11 protein-coding genes and 1 pseudogene are annotated in these 12,735 nt (G+C 51.2%); 9 read left to right on the forward strand and 3 right to left on the reverse strand.

Annotated features, from left to right (window positions below):
- Positions 1-12: 12 nt before the first annotated feature.
- Positions 13-1,113, reverse strand: coding sequence for an anthranilate phosphoribosyltransferase (locus AB4124_RS23910; protein ID WP_441974406.1), 1,101 nt, complete (start codon positions 1,111-1,113; stop codon positions 13-15).
- Between AB4124_RS23910 and nirB the strand changes: the two are divergent.
- The 6 genes and pseudogenes from nirB to AB4124_RS23940 all read left to right on the forward strand — a co-directional run.
- A pseudogene (gene nirB / locus AB4124_RS23915) lies at positions 1,060-2,946 on the forward strand (nitrite reductase large subunit NirB); the annotation flags it as partial. The gene AB4124_RS23910 and the pseudogene nirB overlap by 54 nt on opposite strands.
- Positions 2,947-2,959: 13 nt before the next feature.
- On the forward strand, positions 2,960-3,280 hold the full coding sequence (nirD, locus tag AB4124_RS23920; RefSeq protein ID WP_441974407.1) for a nitrite reductase small subunit NirD: 321 nt from the start codon (positions 2,960-2,962) through the stop codon (positions 3,278-3,280).
- Positions 3,281-3,302: 22 nt separating this feature from the next.
- Positions 3,303-4,178, forward strand: coding sequence for a formate/nitrite transporter family protein (locus AB4124_RS23925; protein ID WP_441974408.1), 876 nt, complete (start codon positions 3,303-3,305; stop codon positions 4,176-4,178).
- 8 nt (positions 4,179-4,186) lie between these two features.
- Positions 4,187-4,942: a uroporphyrinogen-III C-methyltransferase gene (cobA, locus tag AB4124_RS23930; protein WP_441974409.1), complete on the forward strand. Its 756-nt coding sequence runs from the start codon at positions 4,187-4,189 to the stop codon at positions 4,940-4,942.
- A gap of 321 nt (positions 4,943-5,263) precedes the next feature.
- Positions 5,264-6,913 carry an FAD-binding dehydrogenase gene (locus tag AB4124_RS23935; RefSeq protein ID WP_441974410.1) on the forward strand — a complete coding sequence of 550 codons (1,650 nt, stop codon included), beginning with the start codon at positions 5,264-5,266 and terminating at the stop codon, positions 6,911-6,913.
- Between the two features lie 146 nt (positions 6,914-7,059).
- Positions 7,060-8,391, forward strand: coding sequence for an MFS transporter (locus tag AB4124_RS23940; RefSeq protein ID WP_441974411.1), 1,332 nt, complete (start codon positions 7,060-7,062; stop codon positions 8,389-8,391).
- 49 nt (positions 8,392-8,440) lie between these two features.
- Here the strand turns inward: AB4124_RS23940 and AB4124_RS23945 are convergent, their stop codons facing one another.
- Positions 8,441-9,358, reverse strand: a complete 918-nt coding sequence (locus tag AB4124_RS23945; protein ID WP_076326090.1) for an aldo/keto reductase — start codon at positions 9,356-9,358, stop codon at positions 8,441-8,443.
- Between the two features lie 252 nt (positions 9,359-9,610).
- Between AB4124_RS23945 and AB4124_RS23950 the strand changes: the two genes are divergently transcribed.
- Both AB4124_RS23950 and AB4124_RS23955 read left to right on the forward strand, forming a co-directional pair.
- On the forward strand, positions 9,611-10,201 hold the full coding sequence (locus tag AB4124_RS23950; protein WP_441974412.1) for a TetR/AcrR family transcriptional regulator: 591 nt from the start codon (positions 9,611-9,613) through the stop codon (positions 10,199-10,201).
- 14 nt (positions 10,202-10,215) lie between these two features.
- Positions 10,216-10,626 carry a hypothetical protein gene (locus AB4124_RS23955; protein WP_379405111.1) on the forward strand — a complete coding sequence of 137 codons (411 nt, stop codon included), beginning with the start codon at positions 10,216-10,218 and terminating at the stop codon, positions 10,624-10,626.
- A gap of 101 nt (positions 10,627-10,727) precedes the next feature.
- Here the strand turns inward: AB4124_RS23955 and AB4124_RS23960 are convergent, their stop codons facing one another.
- Positions 10,728-11,984 carry a cytochrome P450 gene (locus AB4124_RS23960; protein WP_430107242.1) on the reverse strand — a complete coding sequence of 419 codons (1,257 nt, stop codon included), beginning with the start codon at positions 11,982-11,984 and terminating at the stop codon, positions 10,728-10,730.
- A gap of 236 nt (positions 11,985-12,220) precedes the next feature.
- Here AB4124_RS23960 and AB4124_RS23965 point away from each other — a divergent pair, with 236 nt between their 5' ends.
- Complete coding sequence (locus AB4124_RS23965; protein ID WP_430107244.1) at positions 12,221-12,730, forward strand: AraC family transcriptional regulator; 510 nt, start codon at positions 12,221-12,223, stop codon at positions 12,728-12,730.
- The last annotated feature ends 5 nt before the right edge of the window (positions 12,731-12,735 follow it).

Below are 12,735 nucleotides of genomic sequence, written 5' to 3' on the forward strand. Positions count from 1 at the left end.
GGTTTCTTCTGTTCAATGCGAAACATGTCTGACGGTTGGCAGGGTCCAACCATCATTCGGGATGGGTTCCAAAAGCAAGCTCAGCCACTTCCCATACAGCTCCCACGGTTTACCCGAGTCTAGCAGAGCTTTGCAAGTATAGATCCCTTCCTCGACGGATCTTACCTTATCCGCCAAGTGTAAGCGAACAGCTCCATTCAGCAGAACCTGATAGATACATGCGATGTCAGCCTTACCCTGTAGAACCTGCTCGGTAACGTTAGCTTGTTCGGAGGGGGTCCAGCTTATGTCGGGGACGGGCGTATCGAGTCCATACGTTTCTGGATCGATGATCTGGAGGTTGGCTTCACCGTTCTCAACTCGGTAAGTCCGCGAGGGCCGGTGAATGAACAGTTCATCCGAGCCTTCACAGCCCTGAATGATGATCGCCTTCCGATATCCGAGTTTCGTGATTAACCGGCTTAAACGGTCAAAGACCGTGTTATGGTACACACCGAAGGTAAGGAACGGGGAATGGGAGTAATTCACAAACTTTTCGGCCGTGTTGAGTACGGTCCGCATACCCAGCTCCTCCCGGATCGGGCGAAGATGCTTAAGCGGGGGACACCAGTCTTCAGCATGCACATATAATACGCCCGATTGACGGGCAGCGCGGATGGATGATTCCTTTGCCAGTAACGGTCCGGTTATTCCCTTGGCCGCGAGTATATCCGACAATGTGATCCCCCATTTCGGGGGCAGTGATGCAGTCCCGTGCAGAGTGACAGGCAGATCAGCAGCAGCCAGCACAAACGAGGTGGCTAACGTAGAGAAAAAGGAGGACTTTCTGCCATCATAAGGTCCTGCGCAGTCTACATCCTCATGTACAAACGAACGGTCCGCATATTCACGGCCAACCTTAACGAATGCCTCCAATTCTTCCACACTTTCCATTTTGATGCGTTCCGCAATGAAAAAGGCACCGATCTGTGCAGGGGTTGCCTGCAATCCGAGAATCGATTCTGCAGCCTGCAGCGCTTCCTCGTAAGTCAGGTCACGTGCGCCTCGTTTGCCGCGGCACGACAATTGGACGAAACGGCGGCCAGAATGCTGCAGCGTGAACTTGAAACCCAAGGAATGAAATTTCTACTGAGTAAAAATTCGGAATCCATCTCAGGGCGGAAGCGGGTGAAGGCACTCCATTTTACGGACGGGAGCCGTGTCGATACCGATCTGATCGTGATGGCCGTCGGGATTAAGCCGAACGTTTCCTTGGCACAGTCCTCAGGGGTTGAAGTGCATCGCGGAATCATGGTTAACGACTATATGGAGACGAATATCCCCGGTATCTATGCGGTGGGCGAATGCGCTGAGCATCGCGGAATCGCTTATGGTCTTGTGTCACCACTATACGAACAGGGAGCAGTTCTTGCCAAGCATCTGGCGGGTGTGGAGACGAGTGGATACGCCGGTTCCGTAACGTCAACGAAACTAAAGGTATCCGGCGTGGATGTGTTCTCGGCAGGTCATTTTTCAGACCCGGAAGGAACAAGATCGATGCGATATCAAGATGAAGTTGAAGGAGTATACAAAAAAATCGTGATCCGCGAAGACCGGCTTATCGGAGCCGTTATGTTCGGTGATACGGGGGATGGACCAAAGCTGTTCTCACTTATGAAAAGCGGCGAGTCAATCAAGGGCCGAGAGAAGGAGTTTCAGTTAGGCTTCACGGGTCATGCCGGTACCGTATCGACGGAACAGCGGCTGGCTCAGTTGGCGGATGATGAGATCATTTGCGGCTGTAACGGCGTATCGAAAGAAGCGATAAAAGATGCCATTCTTACGAAAAATTGCAACACCGTTGCTTCCGTTAAAGCTTGTACAAAAGCATCGGGATCCTGCGGCGGCTGCAAACCGCTCGTTGAGGGACTGGTTCAGTTATACGCCGGAGATGCAGCAGGGAAGCCCGTGAAAGAAGGGATATGCGGGTGTACATCGCTAGGACGGGATGAAATTATCAGCGAGATAACCCGTCTTGGACTTGGAACCGTCAAAGAAGTGATGAATGTGCTGGGATGGGACAATCCGGAGGGATGTTCTAAATGCCGGCCATCCTTGAACTACTATTTGGGTATGCTGTTTCCGGAATCCTACGTGGATGAGAAGGAATCCCGCTTCACGAACGAGCGATACCATGCCAACCTTCAGAAGGATGGCACCTATTCCGTTGTTCCCAGAATATATGGCGGGGTGACGTCGCCTTCGCAGTTAAAGAAAATTGCAGAGATTGCGGAAAAATTCGATGTCCCGATGGTTAAGATTACAGGCGGACAACGGATCGACTTGCTTGGCGTTAAGAAGGAGGATCTGCCGAAGATGTGGGAGGAGCTGGATATGCCTTCCGGTTATGCTTACGGTAAAGCCCTCCGTATCGTTAAAACTTGCGTGGGGTCCACGTTTTGCCGATTCGGCACCCAGGATTCCATAGGCCTGGGTGTGCGCTTGGAGAAAGAGTTTGAGCGGCTGTGCACCCCGGCTAAAGTGAAACTCGCGGTTTCCGGATGTCCTAGAAATTGTGCAGAAGCGACCATCAAGGATTTTGGAGTCGTAGCGATTGATGGCGGATGGGAACTGCACGTCGGCGGTAATGGAGGCGTTCATGTTCGGGCAACGGAGTTATTATGCATCGTGAAGACGGAAGATGAGGTGCTCGAATGGGCCGGGGCATTTATCCAATACTATCGGGAAAACGCGCAGTGGAATGAGCGGACATCGGTTTGGATCGAGCGAGTAAGCTTGGACCATGTGAAAAAAGCATTAGAGAAGAAGGAGGACCGCGTCGCGCTCTTCTCGAGAATAAAGCTGGCTTTAAGCAAGCAGAAGGATCCGTGGAAGGAAATTACGTCGGACAGCGGGCTTCGTAAAAACTTCGTGCCTTTGCCTGATGCTGAACCTGTGACGAAATAGGGGGAATCCAAAAATGACGAAACTTCATGTAGGATATGTGAGCGAAATTGATCATATGGGCTCAAGGACCCTTGAGGTCGGTGGAACGGAAATCGCGCTGTTCCGTTTATCGGATGGGGATATTCTGGCCGTGGAGAACAAGTGCCCGCATAAAGGAGGCAAGCTTTCGGAGGGAATGGTGTGCGGGAAGCAGGTGCATTGTCCGCTGCATGATTGGAAGATCGACTTATGCAGCGGGCAGGTTCAAGAGCCGGATACGGGCAATGTAAACACCTATCAGGTAGAAGTTGACCCGGTGAGCGGCGCGATTTACCTGCAGGATCGTACGGCTTAACGCATAAGAGAGGGTGCACGATATGGATTATGTGAAACCGAATCAGGTAATGAATGACATGATCGAGGCCGGTGCTGCGAAAGCCCGGCTGAAGACTTCGCAGATGCTCATCCGCGGCTTGTTGTCAGGCGCCATCCTGGCGTGTGCCACCAGGCTAGCTTTTACCGCTTCAAACCAAACGAATATCCCGATGGTGGGCGCACTCCTATTTCCGGTTGGCTTTGTGATGATTGTACTGCTGGGCTTAGAGTTGGTAACTGGAAGCTTTGCACTCTTGCCATTAGCCGTCCTGCAAAAGAAGGCTTCAAGTGCTTCCATGCTTGCGAATTACGGATGGGTTATTCTCGGACATGTGATAGGCTGTCTGATTTATGGGGGGCTCTATGCTCTTACCGTGACCAAGATGGGGACGGATATGAGCCATCCGCTTATTCAGATGATCATCGACACGAGCGAGACGAAGACACTCGGCTATAAGGAGCTGGGCATGAACGGCATGCAGCTGGTGATGATCAAGGCTATGCTCTGCAACTGGATGGTGACGTTAGGCGTTGTCATGGCGTTTACGTCAAGCTCAACGATAGGAAAAATCGTTGCGATGTGGCTGCCCATCCTGATCTTCTTCGGTCAAGGATTCGAGCATGCCGTGGTTAATATGTTTGTGATTCCGGCGGGCATGATGCTCGGGGCGGATGTCAGCATGGCCGATTGGTGGCTCTGGAACCAAATCCCCGTTCTCATAGGTAATTTTATTGGCGGAGCGGTATTTACCGGGGCGATGTTGTACTTATCCCAATATGGATTCGGAAAGTGCAGCGAGGTTAAACCGATAGCGAAGACCCAGCATGGACTCAGGATTATGGAGGAGACGGCGGTTCCGGTCGATAAAAGACGATGAGGCCGGGCATGGTGTATATTGTTGGCGCAGGTCCGGGAGATCCGGAGCTGATTACGTTGAAAGCCCTCCGGCGTATTCAGGAAGCGGACGTCATTATGTACGATCGACTGGTAAACGATGAGCTGTTGAGTTACGCGAAGAAGGATGCTTTGCTCGTATTCTGCGGTAAGGCACCCGGCAGCCATTCCATTCCGCAGGAGAAAATTAACGAGAACATGGTGACTTATGCCCGTACCGGTCATCATGTCGTAAGGCTCAAGGGAGGCGATCCGCTGATCTTCGGACGAGGTGGCGAAGAGGCGTGCGAATTGGCTGCGCGAGGCATTCTCTTCGAGATCGTGCCCGGCGTTACCTCGGCTTTGGGCGCAGCCTCCTCCACAGGGATACCTCTGACCCACCGTGGAGCCAGCACTTCGGTAGCTTTTGTCAGCGGAACAAGCTGCCATGGAAACGAACGAAGCGTGAAGTGGGACTTGCTGGCTCACAGTGTGGATACGCTTGTGGTGTACATGGGCGTCAGCAGAATGGACGACATCTGCAAGGAGATGCTCGCTCATGGCAAGCCGCCGTTAACTCCCGTTGCTATCGTTGAACAGGGGACACGGGCAGAGGAGCGAACCATCACGGGAACGCTCGGAACCATCCACAAGATTGCCCTTCTTATGAACGTGAAGAATCCGGCACTTCTGATCATCGGTGAAGTTGTACGAGTGAGGGATCAGCTCCTCAAACTGGCTGCGGAGGCGGAGGAACGAACAGGATAAAGCTTATGCAGGTGTGAGGACGATGGATGACGAAGCATGAGCATCGTTTAGTACATTGGAACGAAATACAGATACGCTGACAAAAAAAGTGAACCCTTATCCACTCGGGGTTCACTTTTATTTTGGTGTTAAACATGTTTGTGGCACAGGGAAGGCATACACTATATGAATCCGGCAATATGAGGTTCCACGATTTCAATTTCAAGCAAGAGGGAAACGCTTACAAATCGGAGAATATCATGTTTACACAACCAGTCATGATATTGCGAGAGTGTTGAAAGTTTTACATGTTTATATCTGAAAAAAATGGGGGTGGCACACATGAAATATGACGTAATCGTGGTGGGAGCAGGCTTATCCGGTCTGGTGGCAACCGCGGAGATGGCCGAGGCCGGCAAGCGGGTGCTGCTGCTTGATCAGGAACCGGAAAGTTCGCTGGGCGGGCAGGCATGGTGGTCTTTTGGCGGGTTATTCCTTGTTGATTCGCCGGAACAGCGAAGACTGGGCATCAAGGATTCCCGTGAACTGGCGTGGCAGGACTGGCTGGGAGCCGCTGGTTTCGATCGGGAGGATGACGAGGATCGATGGGGGCGGAAATGGGCAGAGGCCTATGTCGATTTTGCGGCCGGCGAGAAGCGGGCATGGCTTCATTCGTTAGGGGTTCGGTTCTTTCCGGTTGTAGGCTGGGCCGAACGCGGCGGATATCTCGCGGAGGGTCATGGCAATTCCGTGCCACGCTTTCATATTGTGTGGGGCACAGGTCCTGGAGTCGTACAACCATTCGAGTCCAGGGTCAGAGACGCCATACGTTCAGGAATGGTTGATTATCGCTCCCGTCACCAAGTGGATGAACTTATTACGCGGGATGGTGCTGTGACAGGCGTAAGGGGTTCAGTCCTTGCTTCGAGTTCTGCTTGTCGTGGCGAAGCAAGCACGCGGGAAGTGGTCGGCGACTATGAATTTTTTGCAGAGGCCGTCGTTGTCTCCAGCGGAGGAATCGGCGCCAACCATGAGCTGATCCGACAGCATTGGCCGTCTCGGCTCGGGAAGCCTCCCCAATCGATGCTCTCTGGCGTTCCCTCACATGTGGATGGACGGATGCTGGGAATTACGGAGCAAGCAGGCGGCCGGGTCGTCAATAGAGACCGGATGTGGCACTACACGGAAGGGGTTAAGAATTGGAGCCCGGTGTGGTCACAGCACGGCATCCGGATACTGCCGGGTCCTTCTTCTGTTTGGCTTGATGCCAAAGGGCAAAGGCTCTCTGCCCCGAATTTCCCGGGCTTCGATACGCTGGGAGCCCTGAAAGCCATTCAGGATACAGGCTTTGATTATTCCTGGTTCATTCTCACCAGAAAAGTGATAGAGAAGGAATTCGCCTTGTCCGGATCAGAGCAAAACCCGGATTTGACCGGAAAGAGCATCCGCAAAGTGTTAGGCAGAGCAGGTTCGGGTATCCCGGGGCCGGTGCAAGCATTCCTGGATCATGGGGAGGATTTTGTTGTTGCCGATTCCCTGCCCGAGCTAGTGGACGGCATGAATAAACTGACAGGCAGCGATCTGATCAAGCGGGTGGACATTGAGCGTCAGTTGGCCGCAAGAGACCGCGAGATGGATCATGCATTCACCAAGGATCTGCAGATTACGGCGCTTCGGGGAGCAAGGAATTACATCGGCGATCGGCTGATACGCGTAGCCAAACCGCATAAATTTCTTGATCCGGCCCATGGTCCTTTGATCGCGGTACGCTTACATATTCTTAGCCGAAAAACGTTGGGCGGGCTGCAGACGGATCTATCCGGGCGGGTACTGAATGCAAACGGCGAGCCGGTTCCCGGACTCTACGCGGCTGGAGAAGCAGCGGGATTCGGAGGGGGAGGCGTTCATGGATACCGTGCATTGGAAGGAACATTTCTGGGAGCCTGCCTGTTCACGGGGAGACAGGCAGGCCGGAGCATTGCGAAGCTCTGATGATAGGCTGTCCGTGTTTTGGGTCAACGTACGGCAGATTGCCGTTTAGTTAGCAAATCCTGTATGAGGAAGCGAAATGAAAATTTCTTCTTACTGTAAGATAGTCTATGGTATTCTGTTTGGTAGCACATGAAAGGAGAATGTCCATGTCCCATGAACAGGATATTACTGAAGCCAACACAAAGCGGCTGTCTCATATTCAATCTTACATAGATTCGCCCGACTTGCAAAACAAGCTGTATAAGAAGACCCTCATCGTTGTGATCCTCTCGCAAATATTCGGTGGGGCTGGTCTGGCCGCAGGATTGACGGTCGGTGCGCTTTTGGCACAGGATATGCTCAAGACGGACGGATATGCAGGAATCCCTGTTGCTCTTATCACGGTCGGTTCCGCACTGGGTGCTTGGTATATTGGCAGGCTTACCCAGCGATACGGGAGAGGGCCGGGTTTGGCTGCCGGATTCCTGGCGGGCGGTATTGCCGCGATCGGAGTCATATTGGCTGCCGTTTATCAAAATATTTATCTGCTGTTCGCTTCGTTGTTGATATACGGTGCAGGTACCGCAACGAATATGCAAGCTCGTTATGCAGGCACGGATTTGGCTAAACCTTCACAGCGGGCAGGAGCGGTCAGCATGGCGATGGTTGCCACCACCTTCGGTGCCGTTGCAGGTCCGAATCTGGTGGGGGTTATGGGGAACGTTGCGGAATCCTTCGGGATTCCTGGATTGGCAGGACCGTTTATGTTGGCGGCCGTGGCTTTTATTCTGGCAGGCCTGATACTGCTAGTATTCCTGCGTCCGGATCCCTATGCGATTGCCCAAGCGATTGAGGAAGCTAACATTAATATTTCCGGTGATTCTTCGGCCGGAACGGTAAACGGATCAGAACGAAACAAACGGGGAATCATGGTTGGAGCCTGCGTGATGATATTGACTCAGGTGGTTATGGTCTCAATCATGACCATGACGCCCGTCCATATGAAACATCACGGCCATGATCTGAGTGCGGTCGGTTTGGTGATAGGCATTCATATCGGAGCAATGTACCTGCCTTCGTTAATCACAGGTTTCCTCGTGGACAAAATCGGCCGCATCAGCATGTCAATCGCTTCCGGAGCCGTGCTTCTGAGCTCCGGGATTCTAGCCGCTGTGGCTCCTGCCGAATCCATGGCGCTGATCATAACGGCGCTGGCTCTGCTGGGGCTGGGTTGGAACCTTGGCTTCATCAGCGGAACGGCGCTCATCATAGATGCTACCCATCCTTCCGCCCGCGCCAGAACGCAGGGAACGGTGGATGTCTTGATTGCTTTAGCGGGAGCATCGGGCGGCGCTTTATCCGGTATGGTGGTTGCCCATACCAGTTACGGTACACTCTCGATTGCGGGAGGTTTGCTGTCGCTGGTGATGATACCTGTTTGTCTAAGCTCGGTGAACAAGCGCAAACCTTCGTCATCCTCAAACAACACGGCATTATAATGAAACAGCCTCCTATCGTAGTCGATAGGAGGCTGTTTAGTAATGGCCATTAAGGAAGGATATTGCCTGCCGCACGGTAAATGGCATACCATTCTTCGCGGGTGAGCGTTACATCGCCGGCTTTAATGCAGTCTTGCAATCGACTGATATTCATCGTCCCGATAATCGGCTGCATGTGTGCAGGGTGACGAAGAAGCCATGCAATGGCAATCGTGGTGTTGGTTACGTTGTATTTTTCCGCAATCTCATCGATCTTCTGATTAAGTTCAGGGAACTTGTCGCTTCCAAGGAACACGCCTTCAAAGAACCCGTATTGGAAAGGCGACCAAGGCTGAATCGTAATGTCGTGAAGTCGGCAGAAATCCAGTACGCTGCCATCACGGTTAACTGCGGCATCATTTTCCATATTGACGTTGATTCCGCTTTGAATCATGGTGGTGTTCGTGATGCTAAGCTGCAGCTGGTTGGCTACGAGCGGCTGCTTCACTGCTTTTTTCAGAAGCTGGATTTGCATCGGATTCTGGTTGGATACGCCGAAATGACGCACTTTACCGGAGCTTTCGAGTTGATCGAATGCTTCAGCCACCTCTTCAGGCTCAACTAACGCATCCGGACGGTGAAGAAGGAGTACGTCGAGATACTCGGTTTTGAGTCTTTTCAGGATGCCATCGACGGAATTCAAGATATGCTCTTTGGAGAAATCGAACATGCCTGGACGAATCCCGCATTTGGATTGCAGAATGATCTTCTCGCGGACTTCTGCATTCATATGTATAGCATCCGCAAAAATTTCCTCGCAAGCTCCGCCGCCATAGATGTCGGCATGGTCGAAGAAGTTAGCGCCTTCCTCCAGTGCGGATAACACAAAACGCTCGGCTTCCGCTTTTTCCAGCGAATTTATACGCATGCAACCCACGGCTACAACAGGTACTTCTAGTGAACTAGTTCCAAGCTTCATCGTTTTCATGATTACGGTCCTCCAATTCAGAAATAGGTTGATTGTGCGACCACCTCGCTGTAGTTGCAGGGGGCAGCAGAGAACTTGTAAGCGAAACTACGTAGATGAATAGGTCCATGCTGACAGTCTCTAGTTTATTGTGACATGCAGGTGGTGTGGTGTACAAGCTTAAATTTGACAAGAGAGTCCGCATGCAATAAAATGACTCATGAGTCAAAAATGACTTTCAGGTCATTTTTAATGAAGGACGTGGTGAATAAGTTGAATAAACGCGAAAAGAAATTTGAGGCGAGGCAAGAACTAATCCTTCATACAGCTGAGCGGCTAATTATGGACAGCGGTTATCATGCCATGAAAATGAGCGACATCGCAGACGAGTTAGAAATAGCGAAGGGTACATTGTATCTGCATTATAAATCCAAAGAGGAGCTTGTGTTTGAGCTCATCAAACCTAAAATAATGGAATTCCGGGAGATCGTGGAATCGGTGGTTGGCGAGGATTTTCATCCGGTTCGACAGATGGAACGGGTCATAGGCGAAGGATTATCCAGCTCGTTTTTCACCTTCGTGCTGACAAGTTTTCCGGATATGGGTGCCATCTTTGCGGATGCAAAGGCAAAAGAGCTCCAAAGTATTCAGGATGAAGTGATCGCCTGTTTTGAGCGAATCATTGAGCGAGGGAAGAGGGAGCGGGTGTTCACCGAAGATTTGCCAACGCATTTCTCTGCCTTGCAGCTTATGCAATTACTGGATCCCCTCGTGTACTCCATTATGGTCAGGGAAGATCGTATGACACATGCAGATTTTGTGAAGTATACAACGCTTCATTATTTGAACAGCATTCGAGCATAAGGAGTGATATTGGAATGGAATGTAATCCGGCACATAACCAAACGTTGATGACGATTGAAACAGCGGAACAATGGGTAGATCGATCCAACCATAAAGATCTGGAAGGACTGATTGGCTTAACCGCGACCCAAATTGAGATTGCAGGTCCACAAGGCGCTGGGTTAATGAATAATGCGGACTTGGAGGAGTGGCTGGAACGAGCGAATCTGCAGCTGGCTACGATAAACCGTTACGCCAAGGATGAATGGATCGTACTGGAGCAGCATGGGACTTGGCTTTATGAGGATGGCCATATCAAGGGTGAATCGATCGTATTTACGGTATTGCGCGTAAAGGACCGTAAGGTGCATTCTCTGGCTCGCTATGATGGGAAAGAACAAGCGTTTCAAGCCAGCGGATTGAGCGAAGAGGATAAGGTCAGTTAAACAATAACCATTCACGCCTCAAGAAAAAAGTCAGCGGTAGTTGGGATGCGTAAGTAAGTGCGTATGATGTACCCCTGACTACCGCATAACTTTGAGTTTTATTACAGCGCTTTGACATTCCGGATGACGATACGGCTGTGAGGAAGAGACGGCATATTATGAAAGCTGAAGCTTACGTCCTGTACAGGCACTTCATAACTCATCTTGTTCGCAAGAAAGTCGAGGCTCTCCTTCATGATCTCGAGCGTAATCCACTCCCCGGCACAGCGGTGTCCCATATGATGGTCTCCGCCTCCTTGGGGGATGAAATTAAAGGGGCTCCCGTTCCAATCGTCGAAACGATCCGGCTTGAACAGCTCAGGCTGATCCCATAGATCCGGATGATGGTTCGTTCCGTATAAATCTAGGATTGTGAGCACACCTTTATCGAATGCATATCCGTTCCAGGTAAAATCTTTCCGTGCACGCGCAGGCGCAAAGGGGAAGAAGGGGTAGAACCGCCGCACTTCTTGAACAAAATTCTTGAGCAGCTTCTCGTCGGACGTCATCAATTTCTCACGTTCTTCGGGCTGCTGAATGACAGCTAAAGCAGTAAAGCACACGTAAATGGCAACCGCTACGATGGGACGAAGAATGTTAAGGATTTCTACCGCTGCGGTTTCCTTGTCCAGGAGCTCGCCCCTAAGATCGCGGTGCCAGGACATCGTATGCAGGGTGCTGCCCTGTTGCGGATCTATTGCTCCACTGCGCACGTCATCTACGAGGTACTGTATCCATTTTTCTGCTTTGGCACGGGCATATCTTCCCTTCCTATGTTTGATACCCAAGGCTGCTGTAGCCTCAATCATGTCAGCAAGCCAGCCCGTTTTCTCTTTCACTTCCGCTTCGGGAAGTGGCACAGCCGCCCATTCGCAGGCCACTCGGCACAGAATTTCTTGAGCTTCTTTATAAATTTCGACTTTATCCTCAGATTCCCATCGTCTTACAGCAAGCTCCCAATGTTTGCGGGTGATTTCTCTCATGCTATGAAGAGCCTCCCTGGACATCAAGGACATGAACATCGCTTTGCGATGATGATGCTCTTCGCCATCCAGCGTCTGTACACCGTCTTCACCGAACAGGGTTTTCAGCACGCGTTTCGGTGCTGCACCACCTCGAACAAACTTCTCCTGGTCATAAAATAGCCTGGCCGCTTCTTCTCCGCGCATGCAGATGGCACGTTCGCCCAATAGACACGTCTCGAAAAGATCAGATTGAAAGCCGATGGTTCTGTTGGTAATGAACAAGTAGCCTTCGCGCAGCACATTCAAGCTGTGATCCAGCCCCTCTTCCTTGGGAATCGTTTTGATATTTTCCATAACGGTCGCCTCCTGGATATTCAAGATTAGAAATGATTACGTGCTTCCAACACAATATCTTAAATACCCGTTCTCATCCGATTTGAACAAACCAAGCTTCTACTCCCGTGTCTAAGGACTGGCCATCTGTATTAGAAATATGCGGGCTTATGGTCCATCCTTTGCAGGATTCTCATGCTTGCGAGAGAAATCAATAAGAATGTACATAACTAAAAATGAGCAGGAGGGTGAGGATCGTGACAGCAGAAGTAACCAAGGTATATAAAGAACATATCCCGTCAGCGCGCTTGATCGGCAAACGGTATTTCGATGAGCATCGGAATGCGGCCGGAAGCTTCGCGGACCGATGGGATGAATGGTCCACCAATGGCTGGTTCGAAGAGATCGGGAAGCTTGGCGCACTGCCGGAATCTGAGGGTTCTTCTTACGGTATCATGCGAATGAGCGGGAATCGGTTTGAATATTGGATCGGGATGCTGTTCCCGGAGCACACGGAAGTGCCGGTAGGGTTTGATTATGCGGACCTGGCGGAAGGCGATGTGGGGATCTGTTGGTTGTACGGCAATAGGGATAATGGTGAGCTTTTCGGTATGGAACCCCATAACGTATGTATGGCTAAAATCGCCGAACAAGGCTGGATCTTGGACGACAATCCGTGGTTCTTCGAACGCTATCACGATATCCGATTCATGACGCTGGATGAACAGGGGAATGTCATATTGGACTACGGTGTTTACGTGAAATGAGACGT

Source organism: Paenibacillus sp. 2KB_20 (assembly GCF_052115765.1).
In the GTDB taxonomy this organism is placed as follows: Bacteria; Bacillota; Bacilli; order Paenibacillales; family Paenibacillaceae; genus Paenibacillus_AQ.

What these genes read in the sequence shown, in the direction of transcription:
- nirD (WP_441974407.1), top strand. Translation starts at nt 2,960, where the DNA reads ATGACGAAACTTCATGTAGGATATGTGAGCGAAATTGATCATATGGGC.
- AB4124_RS23925 (WP_441974408.1), top strand. Translation starts at nt 3,303, where the DNA reads ATGGATTATGTGAAACCGAATCAGGTAATGAATGACATGATCGAGGCC.
- cobA (WP_441974409.1), top strand. Translation starts at nt 4,187, where the DNA reads ATGGTGTATATTGTTGGCGCAGGTCCGGGAGATCCGGAGCTGATTACG.
- AB4124_RS23935 (WP_441974410.1), top strand. Translation starts at nt 5,264, where the DNA reads ATGAAATATGACGTAATCGTGGTGGGAGCAGGCTTATCCGGTCTGGTG.
- AB4124_RS23940 (WP_441974411.1), top strand. Translation starts at nt 7,060, where the DNA reads ATGTCCCATGAACAGGATATTACTGAAGCCAACACAAAGCGGCTGTCT.
- AB4124_RS23945 (WP_076326090.1), bottom strand. Translation starts at nt 9,358, where the DNA reads ATGAAAACGATGAAGCTTGGAACTAGTTCACTAGAAGTACCTGTTGTA.
- AB4124_RS23955 (WP_379405111.1), top strand. Translation starts at nt 10,216, where the DNA reads ATGGAATGTAATCCGGCACATAACCAAACGTTGATGACGATTGAAACA.
- AB4124_RS23960 (WP_430107242.1), bottom strand. Translation starts at nt 11,984, where the DNA reads ATGGAAAATATCAAAACGATTCCCAAGGAAGAGGGGCTGGATCACAGC.